Source organism: Pseudoxanthomonas putridarboris, assembly GCF_038321125.1.
In the GTDB taxonomy this organism is placed as follows: Bacteria; Pseudomonadota; Gammaproteobacteria; order Xanthomonadales; family Xanthomonadaceae; genus Pseudoxanthomonas_A; species Pseudoxanthomonas_A putridarboris.
Genome location: NZ_JBBWWT010000003.1, coordinates 89,159 through 109,437, shown reverse-complemented (window position 1 = coordinate 109,437; position 20,279 = coordinate 89,159). Strand labels below are relative to the sequence as shown.

Annotated in this window: 18 protein-coding genes, 1 tRNA gene and 1 pseudogene; 10 read left to right on the top strand and 10 right to left on the bottom strand. The window is 67.1% G+C overall.

Going from position 1 to position 20,279, the window contains the following annotated elements:
* Window positions 1–3 precede the first annotated feature (3 nt).
* On the top strand, window positions 4–882 hold the full coding sequence (locus AAD027_RS08000) for a M28 family metallopeptidase (RefSeq protein ID WP_341725501.1): 879 nt from the start codon (window positions 4–6) through the stop codon (window positions 880–882).
* A gap of 433 nt (window positions 883–1,315) precedes the next feature.
* Window positions 1,316–1,537, top strand: coding sequence for a hypothetical protein (locus AAD027_RS07995; protein ID WP_341725500.1), 222 nt, complete (start codon window positions 1,316–1,318; stop codon window positions 1,535–1,537).
* Window positions 1,538–2,162: 625 nt separating this feature from the next.
* Here AAD027_RS07995 and ggpS read toward each other — a convergent pair.
* The 4 genes from ggpS to AAD027_RS07975 all read right to left on the bottom strand — a co-directional run bounded on the left by ggpS (window position 2,163) and on the right by AAD027_RS07975 (window position 7,575).
* A complete protein-coding gene (gene ggpS, locus AAD027_RS07990) occupies window positions 2,163–4,415 on the bottom strand; it encodes a glucosylglycerol-phosphate synthase (protein WP_341725499.1) in 2,253 nt (750 codons plus the stop codon).
* Between the two features lie 449 nt (window positions 4,416–4,864).
* Window positions 4,865–5,371: a GNAT family N-acetyltransferase gene (locus AAD027_RS07985; protein WP_341725498.1), complete on the bottom strand. Its 507-nt coding sequence runs from the start codon at window positions 5,369–5,371 to the stop codon at window positions 4,865–4,867.
* A gap of 43 nt (window positions 5,372–5,414) precedes the next feature.
* Complete coding sequence (locus AAD027_RS07980) at window positions 5,415–6,581, bottom strand: serine hydrolase domain-containing protein (protein ID WP_341725497.1); 1,167 nt, start codon at window positions 6,579–6,581, stop codon at window positions 5,415–5,417.
* A gap of 115 nt (window positions 6,582–6,696) precedes the next feature.
* Window positions 6,697–7,575 carry a universal stress protein gene (locus AAD027_RS07975; RefSeq protein ID WP_341725496.1) on the bottom strand — a complete coding sequence of 293 codons (879 nt, stop codon included), beginning with the start codon at window positions 7,573–7,575 and terminating at the stop codon, window positions 6,697–6,699.
* Between AAD027_RS07975 and AAD027_RS07970 the strand changes: the two genes are divergently transcribed.
* Entirely contained in the window at window positions 7,568–8,125 is a 558-nt protein-coding gene (locus AAD027_RS07970; protein WP_341725495.1) for an ArsR/SmtB family transcription factor, read from the top strand. The two genes, AAD027_RS07975 and AAD027_RS07970, sit on opposite strands and share 8 nt — an antisense overlap.
* Window positions 8,126–8,133: 8 nt before the next feature.
* Window positions 8,134–8,637, top strand: a complete 504-nt coding sequence (locus tag AAD027_RS07965; protein ID WP_341725494.1) for an arsenate reductase ArsC — start codon at window positions 8,134–8,136, stop codon at window positions 8,635–8,637.
* A 23-nt stretch (window positions 8,638–8,660) separates the two neighbouring features.
* Here AAD027_RS07965 and AAD027_RS07960 read toward each other — a convergent pair.
* Both AAD027_RS07960 and AAD027_RS07955 read right to left on the bottom strand, forming a co-directional pair.
* Window positions 8,661–8,750 (bottom strand) — tRNA-Ser (locus tag AAD027_RS07960).
* 370 nt (window positions 8,751–9,120) lie between these two features.
* Entirely contained in the window at window positions 9,121–10,128 is a 1,008-nt protein-coding gene (locus AAD027_RS07955; protein ID WP_341725493.1) for a LysR family transcriptional regulator, read from the bottom strand.
* A gap of 117 nt (window positions 10,129–10,245) precedes the next feature.
* Between AAD027_RS07955 and AAD027_RS07950 the strand changes: the two are divergent.
* The 3 genes and pseudogenes from AAD027_RS07950 (at window position 10,246) to AAD027_RS07940 (ending at window position 12,295) form a co-directional block, all read left to right on the top strand.
* A pseudogene (locus AAD027_RS07950) lies at window positions 10,246–10,824 on the top strand (FMN-dependent NADH-azoreductase).
* A 102-nt stretch (window positions 10,825–10,926) separates the two neighbouring features.
* On the top strand, window positions 10,927–11,388 hold the full coding sequence (locus AAD027_RS07945) for an Rrf2 family transcriptional regulator (protein WP_341725492.1): 462 nt from the start codon (window positions 10,927–10,929) through the stop codon (window positions 11,386–11,388).
* Window positions 11,378–12,295, top strand: coding sequence for an NAD(P)/FAD-dependent oxidoreductase (locus tag AAD027_RS07940; protein WP_341725491.1), 918 nt, complete (start codon window positions 11,378–11,380; stop codon window positions 12,293–12,295). The genes AAD027_RS07945 and AAD027_RS07940 overlap by 11 nt, the downstream gene beginning before the upstream one ends.
* A 102-nt stretch (window positions 12,296–12,397) precedes the next feature.
* On the opposite strand, the gene serS is transcribed toward AAD027_RS07940, so the two are convergent.
* On the bottom strand, window positions 12,398–13,678 hold the full coding sequence (gene serS, locus AAD027_RS07935) for a serine--tRNA ligase (RefSeq protein ID WP_341725490.1): 1,281 nt from the start codon (window positions 13,676–13,678) through the stop codon (window positions 12,398–12,400).
* A gap of 111 nt (window positions 13,679–13,789) precedes the next feature.
* Between serS and AAD027_RS07930 the strand changes: the two genes are divergently transcribed.
* Together AAD027_RS07930 and AAD027_RS07925 are read left to right on the top strand one after the other, a co-directional pair.
* Window positions 13,790–14,443 (top strand): energy transducer TonB, encoded by a 654-nt coding sequence (locus tag AAD027_RS07930; protein ID WP_341725489.1) that lies wholly within the window; start codon window positions 13,790–13,792, stop codon window positions 14,441–14,443.
* A gap of 134 nt (window positions 14,444–14,577) precedes the next feature.
* On the top strand, window positions 14,578–15,147 hold the full coding sequence (locus AAD027_RS07925; protein WP_341725488.1) for an energy transducer TonB: 570 nt from the start codon (window positions 14,578–14,580) through the stop codon (window positions 15,145–15,147).
* Between the two features lie 147 nt (window positions 15,148–15,294).
* On the opposite strand, the gene aroA is transcribed toward AAD027_RS07925, so the two are convergent.
* The 3 genes from aroA to serC form a co-directional block, all read right to left on the bottom strand.
* A complete protein-coding gene (gene aroA, locus AAD027_RS07920) occupies window positions 15,295–16,605 on the bottom strand; it encodes a 3-phosphoshikimate 1-carboxyvinyltransferase (RefSeq protein ID WP_341725487.1) in 1,311 nt (436 codons plus the stop codon).
* Window positions 16,606–16,733: 128 nt separating this feature from the next.
* Window positions 16,734–17,891 carry a prephenate dehydratase gene (pheA, locus tag AAD027_RS07915; protein WP_341725486.1) on the bottom strand — a complete coding sequence of 386 codons (1,158 nt, stop codon included), beginning with the start codon at window positions 17,889–17,891 and terminating at the stop codon, window positions 16,734–16,736.
* A 93-nt stretch (window positions 17,892–17,984) separates the two neighbouring features.
* Window positions 17,985–19,070 (bottom strand): phosphoserine transaminase, encoded by a 1,086-nt coding sequence (gene serC / locus AAD027_RS07910; RefSeq protein WP_341725485.1) that lies wholly within the window; start codon window positions 19,068–19,070, stop codon window positions 17,985–17,987.
* 210 nt (window positions 19,071–19,280) lie between these two features.
* Here serC and msrP point away from each other — a divergent pair, with 210 nt between their 5' ends.
* Entirely contained in the window at window positions 19,281–20,249 is a 969-nt protein-coding gene (msrP, locus tag AAD027_RS07905; protein WP_341725484.1) for a protein-methionine-sulfoxide reductase catalytic subunit MsrP, read from the top strand.
* The last annotated feature ends 30 nt before the right edge of the window (window positions 20,250–20,279 follow it).

Below are 20,279 nucleotides of genomic sequence, written 5' to 3'. Positions count from 1 at the left end.
CCGATGCCGCATCCGCTCTCCTCCCGCCGCTGGCTTTGCCTGTTCGCGCTGCTGGCCCCGCTCCCCGCCTTCGCCGATGCGGATGTCTCCAGCCGCTGGGAAAGCCAGGTGCAGCGGATCAGCGCGCATACGCAGACGCCCGCCCGCGCGGCGGCCATCGGCGAGCGGCTGGACACGCTCGGCCTGTCGTGGAAGCAGGAGGGCTTCGAGCAGGACGGCAAGACGGGCACCAATCTCGTCGCCGACCTCGGCGGTCCCGCGGATGCCCCACTCCTGCTGATCGGCGCGCACTACGATCAGGTCGATGTCGGCCACGGCGCCACCGACAACGCCTCCGGCGTGGCGGCGGTGCTGGAACTGGCCACTGCACTGAAGGCCAATCCCTTGCAGCATCACCGCGTGCAGCTGGTGTTCTGGGACCTGGAGGAACATGGCCTGCTGGGTTCGCGCGCCTGGGTCGCCACGCCGGAACGCGAGCAGCCCGCCCTGTACGTCAACTTCGACGTGTTCGGCTGGGGCGATACGCTGTGGATGATGTCCCCGGAAGCCGACACGCTGCTGGTCGCCGCACTGCGCGCCGCCAGCAAGTACCAGAAGCTGGATTTCGAGCCTGGCGACAAGTACCCGCCCACCGACCATCTGGCCTTCCTCAAGGCCGGCTGGTCGGCGGTGTCGTTCTCGCTGGTGGGCCGCGACGAAATCGGCCCGATCCTGGAGATCTTCGGCGGCGGCAAGCCCGCGGAAGTCCCCAAGGTCATGCAGGTGATCCACAGCCCGCGCGACACCGCGGCCGAACTCGACGGCCGGCAGGTCGACGATGCGTTGCGGGTGGTGGAGGCCGGGCTACGCGCCTGGGACCAGGCCGGCACCGCCCGGCACTGACGCGCCTGCCGGCGTCCGGCACGCAAACGGGCCCTTCCGGGCCCGTTCTTGTTTCCTTCCTGATTGTGCGAGAACACGCCTGGCTCTCCGGACGGCGACGGTGTCGGACTCGCGATCGACCGCCAGGCGCAGCAATGGAACAGGGGGATGTCCGTGCGCTGCGTTTGGTTCTCTCGTGGCTCCCGGGTCGTCGGCCCATAGGGCTCGGTGAAAGGGGAACAGGCGGCGGAAGGGGTGGATCCGCGCGCCTACCACTGCGCGCGTTATACGTTCGGGAATGCGAAGGCCATGTGCAGGCCGTTCAGCCCCAGCGCACGTTTTCGCAACATCCGCTGCACGTGCCTGAACCGCCGCGAAAGCCAGGCCGGCATTTATGCGCCTGCGTCACGGCACGCTCCGTAGATTCGTGTCAGGCAATCCCCCACCTGCCGACATGATGACCTTCGACCTCTACAACGCGCCCGCCGAGGACGGCACCTACTCGCTGTCCATCAACGAGTCTCCGCCCCTGCATTTCAACAGCCGGGGCGCGGCCCTGCGTTATGCGGTGAAACTGGCCAACCAGCGGATCCAGCAGGGCCTGGACTACGCCATCAACGTGGAGGGCGGCGACGGCAAGTGGCGCCTGTTCCACGGACTGCGCCTGTGCGCGTGACGACCGTGGGCCGCCGGGGTATGGCCGGCCCCATGCGGGTAGGAATATCCTTACATGCCATCGCGGCATTGCCTGACTGCGAATGTGACTGCCGGCGCGCAGGATGGGCACGTTCCCCGACAGCACGCCCTGCGAAGGCCACGAAGGCCGCTCAGCAACGGAAACGGGCGCCGCCTTGAGCAAGCGGCACGGCAGGAGAGTCGGGGGCTTCCCCTTTCAAACCCGGCGCCTGTGGCGGCCGGGTTCGTTTTTTCGGGGCTCCGGAATGTGGTGATGGGATAGCCGTCCCCTCCCCCTCTCCCCGGCCACGGGGAGAAAGGTTCCCGCGTTGGAACTGATATTGGTCTCGTCTTAGTGCGTACGCGGAAACACGCGGCGCTCAGCCACCGGTGGGAATCCACAACTCGGGCATCTGGGCCAGGCCGAACAGCAGCAGGGCTGCCGAGCCGATCAGCATCCAGGTCATGCAACGCGTCATCATCGTCCTCATGACAGGCCTCCTGTCCCTTGCCTGAGACATCACTATCGACACGCGCAACAGCCGTTGTCAAAGGTAAATGCATGGAGTTGCAGGTAAATGCATTGAGTTGTGACGGACTTCTTCAAGGCCGGTCCGACCGTCCGGTCAGGTCGCCGCGACCCCTTCCAGGAAATCCCGCCCCCAGCGCGCCAGATCGTAGTGCCGGACGATGTCGAACAGGCGCCGCTTGCGGTCCTTGCGTTCCACCAGCGGCATCATCAGCGCATGGCGCAGCACCCGGCTCAGGTCGGCGGGGTCGTGCGGGTTGGTCAGCAACGCGCCTTTCAGTTCGGCCGCCGCGCCGGCGAACTCGGACAGCACCAGCACGCCGTCGCCGCGCCGCAGCCCCTGCACCGCCACGAATTCCTTCGCCACCAGGTTCAACCCGTCGCGCAGCGGCGTGATCCACATGACATCGGCGGCGGCGTAGTGCGCCACCACGTCGGCGAACGGCAGCACGCGCGAGAAGAAGCGCACCGGGGTCCAGTCCAGTTGCGACATGCGGCCGTTGATGCGGCCCACCGCCTGTTCGATCTGCTGCTGCAACGGGCGGTACACCGTCATCTCCTTGGCCGCCGGCACGCACACCATCACCAACGTCACCTTGCCCTGCAGCTCCGGAGATTCCTCCAGCAACCGCTCGAAAGCGTGCAGCTTCTGCAGGATGCCCTTGGTGTAGTCCAGCCGCTCGATGGACAGCACCAGCTTGCGCTCGCCTATCTCGCCACGGATGCGCCGGATGTCGTCGGACACCTCCTCCGTCTTCAGGCAAGCTTCGATGCGTCCCACGTCGGTGCCGATGGGATGCGCGCCCAACCGTACCCTGCGGCCGTCCAGCGAAAGCTCCGTGGCCATGCTGTCCACGCCCACCGCGCAACCATAGGTCAGGAAACGCGGCGCGCACGAGGCGCGCGACACCACTTCCACCGGGAAGGTGCTGCGCACGGCATCGGTGAAGTTCTCCACGTGGCGCGGAATGTGGAAACCGATGTAGTCGCAGGCCAGCAGGCTGCCGAGGATCTCGCGCCGCCACGGCAGGATGCTGAAGATGTCCGCCGACGGGAACTGCGTATGGTGGAAGAAGGCGATCTTCACGTCCGGCCGCAATTCGCGCAGCACCGACGGCACCATCCACAGGTTGTAGTCGTGCAGCCATACGGTCGCGCCCGGCGCGGCCTCGGCGGCGGCGGCCTCGGCGAAACGGCGGTTGACCTGCTTGAACAGGCGCCAGTCGTCCTCGTTGAAGCGCGCGCGCTCCCAGAAACTGTTGATCACCGGCCAGAACGCTTCCTTCGAGAAGCGCTTGTAGAACACGTCCACTTCCGCCTTGCTCAGCGGCACGTGGGTCGCGGTCAGGCCCGGGTAGCGCTCCGGGTCCACCGGCACATGCGTCTCGAACGCGGGACGCTTGGCATCGTCCACCGTCCACGCCACCCACGAACCGGGATGCCCGTCGGAGAAGAAGCTCAGCAGGCTGGGAATGATGCCGTTGGGCGAACTGTGCGGCCGGCGCAGACGCTTGCCGTCCACCACGTGCTCCTCGTACGGAAGCCGGTGGTAGACCATCACCAGTTCCGCCTTGCCGTGCGTGCGCACGGGCACGGCGTAGTCGCGCGCATCCAGCAGTTCGAAATGCGCGATGGCCTGCAGGATGCCGCCGCACCCGGGTTCGTCGGCATGCAGCACGCGCGGCAGCCCGGCCGTGGCTTCCAGCAGCGCGGGCTCGGAATCGCCCACGCACACGCCGGCGAACCCCTCGCCGTACATCGACAGATCGTTCAAGGTATCGCCGGCCACCAGCACCTGGCCCGGCCCCATCTCCAGCTTCGCCACCAGGGCCGACAACGTGCTGCCCTTGCGCGTGTCGCGCGGCAGGATGTCCAGGTAACGGTCGGCCGAGTACAGCACTTCGCAGCCCAGCGACGCGGCGACGGCTTCGATCTGCGCGCGCAGGGGCCGCAGTTCTTCCGGGTGGCAGTAGTACGAACAACGGCGTTCCTGCGGTACATCCTGCCGCACCAGCATCGGGAATCGCCGCATCGCCTCGGCCACCACGTGCTCGCCCGGCCAGCGCGCCTCGATCTGCGATTGCAGCGGCTGTATCGCGCGCATGTCGCGGGTGCTCAACACGGTGGCGCCGACATCGCAGATGATGAAATCCGGTCGCGGCAACGCCGGATCGGCCAGCAGCGGCAGCACCGCTTCGCGCCCGCGCCCGGTCACCCATGCCAGCCTGACGTCGGGATGCGCGTCCACCAGGTGGTACAACTGCATGCGCGCTTCGGCATCGCCGGCCAGGAAAGTGCCGTCGAGATCGGTCGCCAACAGCAACGGCGGCGTGGATGTCATCAAACTCATGGGCGGATGCTCCTTGTTCTGCCGCGCACGGGGCGACGTAAGACGTCCGTCGACAACACGAGGGACATGCGGAGGCATCGTGGCCGGCGCGGGTCGAAGCGACGCACGCATGGAACCCCACAACCGATGGCGCAATGCGCGAGGCAGGCCGCGGAAAGATCGTGTGCATGGCGTACAGGGCGCGAGGCGCCGCAAACAGGAACGTCGATCCCCAAGACTGACGTCGTGCCGACTGATGCGATGCAGCATTCTAGCCCGCATCGCATTTCATTAAGTCAACACGATGTTAAGAACGTTGCATGCGTCCTGTCATGAGGGCGGATACGCATCATGCGTTGGCATGGCCATCTTGATGCTGGCGCAGCCGATGCGCGCGCGCATCAGGTCGCGGCGCCATCGCGAAGATGCTTGCTGGAAAAGTGGAAGCAACCGCGACGCGGGGCGCATGCCTATCGCGTTCGCGAATACAGCCGGCACGGCCCGGATGCATGCTGGTAATCGCGTTCGTGGCGCATGCCGATCTTCTCGGCGACGCGGGCGGAAGCGATGTTGCCGGGCTTGATCAGGGCGATCAGGCGGTCGATGCCCAGCGTGCCGTGGGCGTATTCGACGATGCCTTGCGCGGCCTCGCCCGCCAGGCCCTGCCCCCAGCGCGAGCGGTCGATCAAATAGGCCACTTCGATTTCGTCCACGCCGTCCAGTGTCCACGGCAGCAGGCCGCAGCGGCCGATGAGGGCGCCACTGCTGCGCTCGATGGTCGCCCATAGCCCCAGGCGCGGATCGTCGGGGTGCCCGTGCCGGTGCCACTCGAGTTCTTCCTGCGTCTGATCGCGGGTAAGCGTGCCACGGGGAAAATGGCGACGCGTTTCCTCATCCGCGTAGAGCGCCGCCAGCGCATCCAGGTCGCCGGGTTGCAGGCGACGCAGCGTCAGGCGCGGGGTTTGCAGGATGAGCATGCGATGTCGTCGATCGGGCCGGGCAAGCAGGACAAGAAGCGGTTCAGCGGATGAACCGCATGTCGCCATATTCCCACGTCCAAGGCACGCCGGTTTCGCCCAGTGCGAAGGCGACCAGGCGCGGGAACGCGCGTTCGGCACGGACATCGTTGGCCAGGATGACCACGCAGCGCTTGTTCCGCGGGATGCATACCAGCGTATTGCCGGTGGAATCGTTGTGCCCGCCCTTGAAGAAGCCGGCCCCCTGCGGCCCCTCGAACACCACCACGCCCAAACCGGCGGCCAGGTCCTTCCGGCGCTGCGCCGCAGGCAGTTCGTCCTGCAACGTCGGGAACTGCGAGGCAGTGGTGATCGGCAGGTGCGGAGAGGTCAACTCGGAGAAGCCGCGCGGCGTAAGCCCTTCTCCATTGATGTATCCGGCAGCGAAGTTCGCCATGTCGGCGATGGTCGTGTCCATGGAGCCGGCGGCACGCACGCGGCTGCGCGGGTCGTGGGGCTCGACGCCGCCGTCTTCCGTCCAGCCATCGGCGAGGTTGGCGGCGAAATCCTCGCGCCAGATCATGCTGGTATCGGGCATGACGAACCGGTCGAACACGCGGCGCTGCATTTCCTCGCCCACGTCCAGGCCCAGCCCGCGTTCCAGCACGTATTGCAGCAGGATCAGGCCTTCGCCGGAATACGCGTAGCGGCTGCCGGGCTCGAAGTGGATGCGCAGTTTCTCGTCGGGTTCCAGGAAGGCGAAGTTGGCGAAGCCGGCGCTGTGGGTCAGCAGGATGCGCGGCGTGATCCTCTTCCAGCGCGCGTCGCCGGCCAGGTCGGGCCACGGCCCGTACTTGTCCTCGGCCGGGTAGTCGGTCAGCGGCTTGTCGAAGTACTCGCCGATGGGGCGATCGAGGTCCAGCACACCCTCCTCCACCAGTTGCATGACGGCATGGGCGAAGACGGCCTTGGTCAGCGACGCGCCGTACATGATGGTGTCCGTCTCAAGCGGATCGCCCGCCGCATTGCGCGTGCCGTATGCCGCGACGTGGACCACCTTGCCCTGGTCGATCACCGCCAACGCCAGGCCATTGGCCTGCGCGGCGGTCATCACGCGGGCGACTTCGGCGTCCAACTCGGTACGGCTGGGCACCGGGGGTGCCGTCGGTTCCGACGCCAGTCCGACGAGTGGAAACACGGCAAGCAAGCAGGCCCATCGAACCAGACGCATAACCCCTCCTGTCCCTGCAGGATGATACGGGTTACCTCCAGCCGTCAAAGCCCCGGAAGTCACTGTGCCTTGATGACCAGCCTTGGCCGATCATCGATATCGATACCAGCGGCGATCATCGGCCGCCCGCGACAAGAACGTCGCATCCCGATTCCTTCAATACCCGCTGCGTCACGCTGCCCAGGAGCGCATGGGGCAAGCGTCCCTGGCCATGCGGTCCCATGACCACCAGGTCGACCCGGCGACCCTTCGAAAGGCGGACCAAGGCAGGACCAGCCCTGCCGTGCACGACGCGGGTGTCGATCTTGCCGGCCCCGGCAACGTCGCGCACGAATGCGGCAAGATCGCGACGCGCCTTGTCGATCCTTGCCAAACGGTATCTTTGCATCTCGACCTGAGAGGTTCCGGCGCGCAGCATGGCCTGCTCGAAAGCGGGCGGAATGTCGACGGCGTGGACCAGTTGCAGGGCGGCTTCGGGAACCAGCCGGCGTGCCTCCTTCACGGCCACCGCCGATTGAGGCGAGAAATCGACGGCGGCCACCACCTGCCGATAGGGTTCCGCCGACGCCTTCCTGACCACGAGGACCGGGACGGCGGCCGTCCTGATCACCCTGTCCGCCGTGGAACCCAGGACCTTTTCCTTGAGCGACCGGCCCTTGCCCGGCCCGATCACGACGACGGCCGCATTCTGCTCGCCCGCGATGCGCGCGATAACTTCATGTGGCGCCCCGAATTCGATGTGCGCATCCGCCCGCCAAGTGCGGCCGCTTTCGACCAGCAGAGGCTCGATCGTCGAAAACGCTTGCCGCTCGAGTTCTTCCTGCAGGTCGCTTTCGCTGCGACCCGACAAAGCGGCAACCTGCGACAGAGGCTCGGCCTCGATGACATGCAGCACGAGCAGCCTGGCGGCATGGGCCGTCGCCAACTGGATCGCCCGGGCCAGCACGGCATCGGTGCCGGTCTCCAGGTCGAGGGCCGCCACTATCGTGTCCACGTTCGTCATATCCACCGCCGCCATCGTCAAGGATCGTCCAGACCGGAGATGCCAGTTCGGCCCGTATGGCAAGCACTTCCGCACGGCGGCCGGGACCGGCAATGACGCCGATTGTCGTCCACTTCATGGTTTCCCGCTTGCCTGGATCGAAGCTGCCACAAAACTGCAAACCTTCTCCTCTATTTTTCCAATATTCCGGAAAGATGGAAGCATGAACAGCCGACACACCGTCCAGGCGCTGCGCGCCCTCGCCCACGATCATCGCCTGGCCGCCTATCGGGCGCTCGCGCAGGCGGGACCGGAAGGGCTGGCCGTGGGCCAGTTGCGCGAGGCGCTCGACTTGCCCGCCGCCACGATGACCGCGCACCTCAATCAATTGCGGGCGGTGGGACTCGTCACCGACGAGCGCGAGGGACGGGTGATCCGCATCCGCGCCGACTTCCAGCACATGAACGCGCTGGTCGGCTTCCTGGCCGAGAACTGTTGCGGCGGCCGGGCCTGCGCGCCGGCCACGAAAGAGCCGCGGCGCCGAGTTTTTCTGAACCGATGAGGCAACCGATGGAAAACAAGACCTACAATGTTTTGTTCCTCTGCACGGGCAACTCGGCGCGGAGCATCATGGCGGAAGCCCTGCTCAACGTGCTTGGCAAGGGGCGATTCAACGCCTTCAGCGCCGGCAGCGATCCCAGAGGCGAGGTCCAGCCGATGGCCAGGGAACTGTCCGAAGCCCTCGGTTACGACACCGCCCGCATGCGCAGCAAGAGCTGGGACGAATTCTCGGGCGACGGCGCGCCCGAAATGGACATCATCATCACCTTGTGCGACAACGCCGCCGGTGAAGCCTGCCCGGTATGGATCGGCCATCCTGCGCTCGCGCACTGGGGAGTCCCCGACCCTGCGGCGGTGAGCGGCGACGAAGACACCCGCCGGCACGCCTACACCGCCGCCTTCGCGATGCTGCGCCGTCGGATCGAACTGCTGGTCTCGCTGCCGCTCGAGCAGCTGGACCATCTGGCGGCCCAAGCCAAACTGCACGAGATCGGCGGGGTCGGCGCCGGATGACGGCGCCGCGAATGCCTTGCGGTTGGCGGAGAGAGTGGGATTCGAACCCACGGAAGGTTTGACCCTTCGCCGGTTTTCAAGACCGGTGCCTTAAACCGCTCGGCCATCTCTCCATTGTCGCTTCACTACCTGCGGCGCTGACGCGCCGTCGCCGGTTTGACCATCGACCTGCGGTCGATGTTCGCTTCGGCCTTGCGGCCTTCGCAGTCAAGACCGGTGCCTTAAACCGCTCGGCCATCTCTCCATTGTCGCTTCACTACCTGCGGCGCTGACGCGCCGTCGCCGGTTTGACCATCGACCTGCGGTCGATGTTCGCTTCGGCCTTGCGGCCTTCGCAGTCAAGACCGGTGCCTTGAACCGCTCGGCCATCTTTTCGTCGTAACGGCTTCGATCCCGATCGCAGGTTCAAATCCCGTCCCCGCTACCAACTGCCTGGCCCCTTGCAGACGGGGCCGCATTTTCGCACGAACGCCGGGGCTTGGCCTACGAGGCCTTCTTCACCTTGCCGGCGCGGGTGTTGTCGATGGCCACCGCCAGCGCCTTTTCCTTCTCTTCCGAGCACTTGCCGCCGCAATCCAGGCGCGAGGACTCGATCTGCTGCGGCAGGTGCTCGGCCAGAAAGTCGATGAACACCCGCACCGCCGGCAGCAGCCCGCGTCGCGAAGCGAACACTGCGTGGCAGATGCCCTGCGGCAGGCTCCATTCCGGCAGCACCACTTCCAGCTCGCCCTTGCGCACGGCCTCGGCGCAGACCGTCTCAGGCAGCAGGGTGATGCCGAAGCCGTCCTTCGCCATCGACTGCAGCAGCGGGAAGTCGAAGCCGGCCAGGCGCGGTTGCAGTTCCACCCGGCGCACCTCGCCGTTGGGGCCATGCAGCTCCCAGCGCTGGCGCGCCTCGTCCTCGCTGATGCTCAGGGTGACGTGCTGGGCCAGTTCGTCCGGGTCGCGCGGGCGACCGGCGCGTTGCAGGTACTTGGGGCTGGCGACCAGCAGTTCCTGTATCTGGCCGAAGCTGCGCATCACCAGGCTGCCGTCGTCGTCCAGCTTGGCGCGCACGCGCAGGGCCACGTCGTAGCCTTCGTTGATGATGTCCACGCGGCGGTTGTTGACGTGCAGTTGCAGCCGGACCTTGGGGTACTTGTCCAGGAACATCGGCAGGATCTTCGGCAACTGCATCTGCGCCACCGCCACCGGCACGCTCACCCGCACCACGCCGCGCGGCTCCGCGCTCAGGCGATCGACCACTTCGCGCGCGGCCTGCGCCTCGGCCAGCATGGTCTGCGCGTGGCGGTGCACGCTCATGCCCACGTCGGTCACCGCGAAGCGGCGGGTGGAACGTTGCAGCAGGCGCACGCCCAGGTCGGTTTCCAACTGGCTGATGCGGCGGCTCAGGCGCGACTTGGGAATGCCCAATGCCCGCTCGGCCGCGGCGAAGCCGCCGTGATCCACCACCATGGCGAAGTAATAGAGATCGTTGAGGTCGTGCTGCATGACTATAGTTCCACCCTTAGAACAATCAATGATGTTAGACCAACTTTATTCCACATATGCAACGATCTAGAGTGCTCTCCAACGCGGTTGAGGCCGCATCCCGACCGGAGAGACACCATGAAACTATTGCATATCGACAGCAGCGCCCTGGCCGACAACTCGGTCACCCGCCAGCTTACCGCGGCCATCGTAGCCCGTTGGCAGGACCAGTTGCCCGGGCTGGAGGTCACCTATCGCGACCTGGACGCCGAGCCGCTGTCCCACCTGACCGGTGCGGTATTGGGTGGGGGCGATGCCGCCGCCGCGCAAGCCGGCGAACTGGCGATGTAGCAGTTCCTCGATGCCGACGTGATCGTCGTCGGCGCGCCCCGCTACAACTTCGCCATCCCGTCCACGCTGAAGGCCTGGATCGACCGCATCGCCATCGCCGGGCGCACCTTCAAGTACACCGAGAACGGCCCGGTGGGCCTGGCCGGCGGCAAGCGCGTGATCGTGGCCGCCGCCAGCGGCGGCATCTACACGGGCACGCCGATCGACTTCGTGGAACCGTATCTGAAGCAGGTGTTCGGCTTCCTGGGCATCACCGACGTGGAGTTCGTCCATGCCGAAGGCGTGGCCTACTCCACCCAGCATCGTGCCGATGCCATCGAATCAGCGCTCGCCAACATCCCGCAACCTCTCAAGGAAGCCGCATAACCTGCTGTTGCAGAAATACTTCCTTCCTCCAACGGCCTGCGCAAGCGGGCCGTTTTTCCTTGTACGGTTGACGCTCACTCTTAACGTAACTATTATGGTTACATGAAATCCGACGACCGCCTTTCCGCCGTTCTGCATGTGCTGCTGCACATGGCTCAGGTCGATGGCCCGATGACCTCCGACCAGATCGCCCGGATGATGCATACCCATCCGGTGGTGGTCCGCCGGACCCTGGCCGGGCTACGCGAACTGGGGTGGGTGCAGTCCGCCAAGGGCCATGGCGGCGGCTGGAAGCTGGCCTGCGACCTGGATCGAACCACCCTGCTGGACGTGCATCGCGCACTGGGCACGCCGTCCCTGTTGAAGATGAATCCCTTGAACGAGCGCCCCGAGTGCGCCGTGCAGCAGGCGGTGAACGTGGCCCTCAACGGCGTGATGCGCGATGCCGAGGCACTGCTGGCCGCCCGTCTGGGCGAAGTGACGCTGGCGGACCTCGCCGCGGATTTCCGGCAGCACATGGCTGCCCACCCGTTCCCTGCCGCGAAGCGAACCCATGGACACTGAAATCCCCACCGCTTGCGACGCCCTGGTTGTCGGCGGCAGTTTCGCCGGACTGGCCGCGGCCACCTATATCGCCCGCGCAAAACGCCGCGTGCTGGTAGTGGACGGCGGACAACCGCGAAATCGTTTCTCTCCGGCCGCGCATGGCTTTCTCGGCCACGACGGCCAACCGCCCCGGCATATCCTCGCCACGGCGCGCCGGCAAGTCCTGGCCTATCCCACAGCGGCGCTGCGGACGGGCGACGTGATCGCCATCCAGGCCATGGCATCGACGTTCGACGTGCTGCTGAGCGATGGCACCACGGTGACCAGCCGCAAGGTCGTCATCGCCACCGGCTTGCGGGATGAATTGCCCGCACTGCCCGGCCTGCAGGAGCGCTGGGGCCGGACGGTCCTGCACTGTCCGTACTGCCACGGCTACGAAACCGGCGGTGGGCCGCTGGGCGTGCTGGGCGGCCATCCGCTCTCGGGACATCAGGCCAGCCTGGTGCGGGACTGGGGTCCGACGACCTTCTTCACCCATGGCGGACCGCTTCCGGACGAAGAGGCCGCCGGCAAGCTCAAGGCTCGAGGCGTGGCCATCGAGACCACACCCATCGCCGGGCTATCGGGCAACGCCCCTGATCTGACGGGGGTGGTGTTGGCCGATGGACGCGAATTGCCATTGAAAGCACTGTTCGTCGCGCCAACGCTGCACCAGCGTCCCCTGGTCGCCCAACTGCAACTGGACATGGACGACAGCCCCATGGGCCGGCTCGTCCGCACCGACGAACGCCGCATGACCAGCGTACCCGGCATCTACGCCGCCGGCGACATCGTGCGCGCGGGGCATAGCATCAGCTTCGCCGTGGCCGACGGCGTGACTGCCGGCGTTTCGCTGCACCAGGCGCTGGTGGCGGAAGCGGCGTGACCAGCAGGTAGGCGCCTGTCATTCGTCGAGGCTTCGTGCTTGCCCCCATCCCAGCCTTCCCCCGCAAGCGGGGGAAGGAGTGGATCCCGTCGCTAGTTCATTTCAGGCGATACGTTCGGTGCCGCCCATGTACGGGCGGAGCACCTCGGGCACGGTGATGGAACCGTCCTCGTTCTGGTAGTTCTCCATCACCGCGATCAGCGCGCGGCCCACGGCGGTGCCGGAACCGTTGAGCGTGTGCACGGGCTCCGGCTTGCCGGTGGCGGGATTGCGCCAGCGCGCCTGCATGCGGCGGGCCTGGAAATCCTCGCAGTTGGAGCACGAGGAAATCTCGCGGTAGGTGTCCTGCGACGGCAGCCAGACTTCCAGGTCGTAGGTCTTGGTCGCGGAAAAACCCATGTCGCCGCTGCACAGCAGCATGCGGCGGTACGGCAGGCCCAGCTTCTCCAGCACCACTTCCGCGCTGCGGGTCATGCGCTCGTGCTCGTCGTAGCTCTCCGACGGGCGCGCGATGGAGACCAGCTCCACCTTCTCGAACTGGTGCTGGCGGATCATGCCGCGGGTGTCGCGGCCATGGCTGCCGGCCTCGGCGCGGAAGCACAGCGAGTGCGCGCTCATGCGCAGCGGCAGCACGGCGTCCTCGACGATGGCGTCGCGGACGATGTTGGTCAGCGAGACCTCCGAGGTCGGGATCAGGTAGCGCCGGGCGTCGCCCACCTGGGTGGCGAACAGGTCTTCCTCGAACTTCGGCAGCTGGCCGGTGCCGCGCATCGAGTCCTCGTTGACGATCAGCGGCACGTTGGTTTCCTCGTAGCCATGTTCGTTGGTGTGCAGGTCCAGCATGAACTGCGCCAGCGCGCGATGCAGGCGCGCCAGTTGGCCGCGCAGCACGGTGAAACGCGCGCCGGACAGCTTGGCGCCGGCATCGCTGTCCAGCCAGCCGTGGCGCGCGCCCAGTTCCACGTGGTCCTTCACCACGAAGCCGAACGCGCGCGGGGTGCCCCAGCGGTGCTGTTCGACGTTGGCCGATTCGTCCGCGCCCGCCGGCACGCTGGCGTGCGGCAGGTTGGGGATGCCCAGCGCGATGGCTTCGATCCCGGCGCGGATCTCCTCCAGCTTCGCCTCCGAGGCCTTCAGTTCCTCGCCGAAACCGGCCACTTCCGCCATCAGCGCGGACACGTCCTCGCCCTTGGCCTTGGCCTGGCCGATGGCCTTGGAGCGGGTATTGCGCAGGTTCTGCAGTTCCTCGGTGCGCTTCTGGATCTGCTTGCGGGCGTTTTCCAGTTCGGCCAGCCGGGACGTGTCCAGGTCGAAGCCCCGGGTGTCCTTGAGGCGCTGGGCGAGTTCGGCGGTCTGGGTGCGGAGCAGGACGGGATCGAGCATGGAAACAGCGGTCTGGCGAGGGAAGCGGGCATTATCGCCCATCCGCGGCCGCTTGCCCGCGCGGTTAACGCCGGCTGTGCAAGAATCGGCGCGATTCCACCGGTGATTCCCATGTCGGCCTCCCAGCAACCGCGCGATCCGCACTTCGTCTTCCGCCTGCCCCGCCGTGCCCTGATCTTCGCCGCCCTCGCCTTCGGCATCGGCCTGCTGCTGTTCGTCATCGTCTGGTGGGTCGGCCGCGACGATGGGTTCTACAAGCCCGAAACAACCGTTGCCGGCGCAAACCAGCCGGTCGAGGCCCTGCCCGAGCCGCTGCCCAGCGGCGATGGCGCCAGCGGCATGGACGAGCCGCCCGCGCGCCCGGCGGACGATCGCCCGACGCTGGTCGAGGAAAGGCCGATGCCGGCGCCCGTGCAGGACGCTCCCGGCGCACCCGCCGCGCCCGTGGCGCCTGCCGCTCCCCTGCCCGCTGGCGTGGCGCTGGCCCCCGGCGAAGTGCCGGTGCCGGTGCCGGGCCAGACGCCGGCCCCGCAATATCCTTCGGCGGCGATGCGCCGCGGCACGGAAGGCACGGTGATGGTACGCGTGCAAGTGGGCGCCGACGGCGTGCCCTTGTCCGTCGAAGTGCAGCAGCGCAGCGGATCGCGCGACCTGGACCGCGCCGCCGTCGAGGCCGTGCGCCGTTGGCGCTTCCAGCCCGCGCAACGCGACGGCCAGCCGGTCGTGGGCAGCGTGACCATTCCCATCGACTTTAAGTTGCGTTGACGCCGCGCTCGCGTTGCTGAACCTGCGTTCGGGTTGCTGAATCCACCGGCGGCGACTTCACTTGCGGATCACATGGCCCGAACAAAGCGCCATGCAAGACTCGGCCACGTTCCACAACGTGATCAGGAGGTCCCATGTCGCCGTCCACGAACAACGAATACCGCACTCCGGAAACGATGGAAGACAACGCCGCCTCTCCGCGTCGCAGCGTATCGCCCTTGCTGCTTGTCCTGCTGGCGTTTGCCGTGACCACGGCCGCGCTGGTCTGGATGAGCCAGAACCGCCAGGCCGAACCGCTGCGTCCGGCCAGCGCGCTGCCCGCACCTACCGCTCCCGCCGAGGAAGCCCTGCGCGAACGTTCCACGGCCGCCGCCCCCGCGCCGAAAGCCAAGGCGACGACCCGCGCCGCCATCAACCGCGAGCCACGTCCGTTGGCCGGCAACGCCGAACCCAAATACCCGGCCGCGGCCTTGCGCGCCGGCGTTGGCGGCACCGTGGTGGTGCATGCCGAAGTGGACGCCAACGGCGTGCCGGTCGAGGTGCGCGTGGCCAAGCGCAGCGGCGAACGCGAACTGGACCGCGCCGCATTGAGCGCCGTGCGCCAGTGGCGCTTCGAACCCGCGATGCGCAACGGCAAGACCGTCGCCAGCGCCGTGCGCGTGCCGGTCGATTTCAGGCCGTCGGACATGGTCGCCGCGAGGTAAGGTCCAGCAACAAGCGGACCGGACAGAAACGGGGAAGCCATCGGCTTCCCCGTTTTTTATATATCCCCTGTAGGAGGGGCTTCAGCCCCGACCCGACAACCGGGTAGCCTGGATCGGGGCTGAAGCCCCTCCTACACACAGGAAGGATCAGGCGCCGCGCAGTCGGAAACCCGCGCCGGCGGCCAACTCGTCGAAACCGGGGAACGAGGTCGCCACGTTGGCCACGTCGCCGATCCGCACTTCGCCCTGGGCGCGCTGCGCGGCCACCGCGAACGCCATCGCGATGCGGTGGTCGCCATGGCTGTCCACTTCGCCGCCCTGCAAGGCGCCGGGGAAGATCGTCGCGCCGTCCGGCGTTTCGTCCACGCGCAGGCCCAGCGCGCGCAGGCCGTTGGCCATGCTGGCCAGGCGGTCGGATTCCTTCACCCGCAGTTCGGCGGCGCCGCGCACCACGGTCGGGCCTTCTGCGCAGGCGGCGGCCACGAACAGCGCCGGGAACTCGTCGATCATGTCCGGCACCAAGCGTTCCGGCACCTTGATGCCGCGCAGCGGCGCATGCCGCACGACCAGGTCGGCGACCGGTTCGCCGCCATGCTCACTGGCGTTTTCCTCGGTGATGTCGGCGCCCATCAGGCGCAGCGCTTCCAGCAGGCCGGTACGGCGCGGATTCAGGCCCACCGCGCGCAGGCGCAGTTCCGAGCCGGGCACGATGCTGGCGGCGACCAGGAAGAAGGCGGCCGAGGAGAAGTCCGCCGGCACCGCGATGTCGGTGGCCTTCAACCGCTGCCCGCCGCGCAGGCGCGCGAAGCCGGGCGAGAATTCGATCTGCGCGCCGAACGCCGACAGCATGCGCTCGGTGTAGTCGCGGGTGGGATGCGGCTCGCGCACCACGGTCTCGCCCCCGGCGTACAGGCCGGCCAGCAGCACGGCGGACTTCACCTGCGCGCTGGCGACTTCCAGCGTGTAGTCGATGCCGCGCAGCGGCTGGCCGCCATGGATGCGCAGCGGCGGCAGGCCACCCTCTTCGGTATCGATGCGCGCGCCCATCTTCGACAACGGATTGGCAACGCGGCGCATCGGGCGCTTCGACAGCGATTCATCGCCCACCAGCACGCTGTCGAACGGCTGCGCCGCCAGCAGGCCGGCCAGAAGACGCATGCCGGTGCCGGCGTTGCCGCAGTCCAGCGGACCCTCGGGCGCCTTCAGCCCATCCACGCCCACGCCGTGCACGATGCGTTGCGACGGCGACGGGGTTTCGATGCGCACGCCCAACTGCGAAAAAATCGCGGCGGTGGCGCGGGTGTCCTCGCCTTCCAGGAAGCCGTCGATCCTCGACACGCCATCGGCCAGCGCGGCGAACATCACCGCCCGGTGCGACACCGACTTGTCGCCGGGAATGTCCTGCGTGCCGCGCAGCGGTCGGCCTTGGGATGCGATCCAGTGTTGCTTGTTCGTCATTGCGATCTCTTGGTTAGCCCCTCCCCCGCTTGCGGGGGAGGGCTGGGGTGGGGGCAAGCAGCGCTCGCGGACTGCCCCCATCCGCCCTTCAGGCACCTTCCCCCCGCACGCGGCGGGAAGGGTTCGCATCAAGGCACGGCGACGGGATACGACCCCAGCACCTTGATCTGCGCCGAGTGCTTCTTCAGTTCGGCCAGCGCCTGCTTCATGCCTTCGTCCTCGACATGGCCGGCCAGGTCAATGAAGAAGCCGTATTCCCACTTGGCATGGTGCGAAGGCCGCGACTCGATGCGGTTCATGCTGATGCCGTGCCGCGCGAACGGGCTGAGCACGTCGAACAGCGCGCCGGGCTTGTCGTGGATGAACACCAGCACCGAGGTGCGGTCGTGGCCCGACGGCGGGAAGATGCTGCGGCCGATCACCAGGAAGCGGGTGGTGTTGTCGGCGTCGTCCTGGATCGGGCTCATCACCACTTTCTTGAGCCCGTAGACATGGCCGGCGCTCTCGCCGCCGATGCTGGCCGCGTCGTCGGAGCCGCGCGCGCGGCGGGCGCCTTCGGCGTTGCTGGAAACCGGGATCTTCTCCACCTTGGGCAGATTGGCGCGCAGCCAAGACGAGGTCTGCGCGAACGACTGCGGGTGCGAATAGATCCGCTCGATGTCCTCGATGCGGCCGGTGCGCGACAGCAGGTACTGGTGCACGCGCAGTTCGACTTCGCCGCAGATCTTCAGGTTGGAGGTGAGGAACATGTCCAGCGTGATCTGGATGGTGCCCTGCCCCGAGTTCTCCACCGGCACCACGCCGAAGTCGGCGTTGCCGTTCTCCACTTCCTGGAAGACTTCCTCGATGCTGGCCAGCGGCAGGCCATGCGCCGAGCGGCCGAAATGCTTCAGCACGGCCTGCTGGCTGAAGGTGCCTTCCGGCCCGAGGAAACCGATCTTCAACGGCTCCTGCTGGGCCAGGCAGGCCGACATGATCTCGCGGAACACGTGCACCAGCACTTCGTCGCTTAGTGGGCCTTCGTTGCGGTCCACCACCATGCGCAGCACCTGCGCCTCGCGTTCCGGCCGGTAGTAGTCCACCGCCGCGGCCAGCTTGCCCTTGGCCTTGCCCACCTGATGCGCGAACTGCGCGCGCTCGGCGATCAGCGCCTGGATCTGCCGGTCGATGCCGTCGATCTTGGCGCGCACGTCGGACAGGACGGGGGCGACCGCCTTGGATCCATCGGTTTTCTTGCCGACGGGTGTAGTGGTCTTGCCTGCGGTCTTCTTCGGCTTTGCGGCCATGTTCCTTTCCTCACGGTGCTTTCTGTAGGAGCGGCTTCAGCCGCGACTGCCGTTCCACGGTCGCGGCTGAAGCCGCTCCTACAATAGATTCATTCAACCATTGCGCTGCTGGAAATCGCGCATGAAATCCACCAGCGCCTGCGCGCCCTCCACCGACAGCGCGTTGTACAGCGAGGCGCGGAGGCCACCGACGGCCTTGTGGCCTTTCAACGCCAGCAAGCCGGCGGCCTTGGATTCGGACACGAAGCGCGCGGTCAGCGTTTCGTCCGGCAGGAAGAACGGGATGTTCATCCGCGAACGCACGGCCGGCGCCACCTCGTTGCGGTAGAAGCCGCCGGAGGCGTCGATGGCGTCGTAGACCAGCGCCGACTTGAGCGCATTGCGCCGGGCGAATTCCTGCACCCCGCCTTCGGCCAGCATCCACTTGAACACCAACCCGGCCAGGTACCAGTTCCAGGTCGGCGGCGTGTTGAGCATCGAATCGCGTTCGGCGTGCGAGCGGTAGTCGAAGATGTCCGCGCGCGGCTGGCCGGCGCGCTGGAACAGGTCCTTGCGGATGATCACCACCGCCACGCCCACCGGCCCCAGGTTCTTCTGCGCGCCGGCGTAGATCGCGCCGTACTTCGATACGTCGATGGGCTCGGACGCGATGCTGGAACTGAAGTCGGCGAACAGCGGCACCTCGCCGACCTCCGGCGTCTCCCGGAACTCCACGCCATGGATGGTCTCGTTGGCGGTGATGTGCACGTAGGCCGCGTCCGGCGTGAGCTTCCACGTCTCCCGCGGCGGGATGTCGTGGAAGCCGCCCGGCCCGCCATCGGCGGCGATGTTGACGGTGACGTAGGGCCTGGCCTGCCTGATCGCGGTCTTGCCCCAGTGGCCGGTCACCACGTAGTCCACGACCTGGCCGGGCGCGGCGAAGTTGAGCGCCAGCAGGGCCTGGTGGGTGGTGGCGCCGCCGGACAGGAACAGCACGGCATAGTCGTCGGGAATGCCGATCAGCCGGCGCAGGTCGGCTTCGGCCTCGGCGGCCACGGCGATGAAGTCCGCGCTGCGGTGGCTGATTTCCACGATGGACGCGCCGATGCCGTTCCAATCGAGCATTTCGGCCTGGGCCTGCCGCAGCACCGGCTCGGGCAGCGTGGCGGGACCGGCACTGAAGTTGAACGCGCGCGTCATGGAGCACCTGAAGGAATGAATCCCTAGTATGCCGCAGCGCATCAGTTGCAGGGGCAACCAAGCGCGACCCGGGCAGGCGGATTGCGCAAGGCGTGCACTCCGCCTTCAGCCGCCGGCGCCTACCCTGTTCCCGCTGCCCCGGCGCGGTCGGGAATTTTCCGCTCCTTCCTTCGTCCAACAGTAATGTCCGGAACCTGCCCTGGAGCCCCCATGTCCCTGCGCGACGCCCTGCGGATCCCCGCCTCGGAGATCACCGACGAAGCGGTCTACCGCGACCGACGCAACCTGCTGCGCACCTTCGCGATGACGCCCGCCCTGGCCCTGTCCGGCTGCGCCGACGCCGAGCCACCCGCTCCTCCCACAGCCACCGTGACGCCGGAACAGGCCCGCTCGGGTTTCCGTACCGCCGAAACGCTGACCCGCTACGAGGACATCACCAGCTACAACAACTTCTACGAGTTCGGCACCGGCAAGGCCGACCCGTCCACCGCCCGCAAGACCCTGAAGACCTCGCCCTGGTCGGTCGCGGTCACGGGCGAATGCGCCAGGCCCGGCACGCTGTCGCTGGAGGACCTGGTGAAAGGACTCGTGCCGGAGGAACGCATCTATCGCCTGCGTTGCGTGGAAGGCTGGTCGATGGTGATCCCGTGGCTGGGCGTGCCGCTGGGCGAGGTGTTGAAGCGGTTCGAACCGACTTCGAAAGCCAAGTACGTGGCATTCACCACCCTGGCCGACCCGGTGCAGATGCCCGGCATCCGCTATCGCTCGATCAACTGGCCCTATCGCGAGGGCCTGCGCATGGATGAGGCGATGAACCCGCTGACGCTGCTGGCGACCGGCCTGTACGGCAAGCCGCTGCCGCAGCAGAACGGCGCGCCGCTGCGGCTGGTGGTGCCGTGGAAGTACGGCTTCAAGAGCATCAAGTCGATCGTGGAGATCACGTTCGTCGAGCGGATGCCGAAGACCGCGTGGCACGATCTGCAACCTTCGGAATACGGGTTCTTCTCCAACGTCAATCCGAACGTGGACCACCCGCGCTGGAGCCAGAAGACCGAGCGACGCATTTCGGGCACCGCCAGCAAGCTGTTCGCCGAGCGCATCCCGACGAGGATGTTCAACGGGTATGCGGACCAGGTGGCGGCGATGTATGCGGGGATGGACCTGAAGAAGTGGTATTGAGTCCGCGCGGTGGCCTCCGCTGGGTGCGCC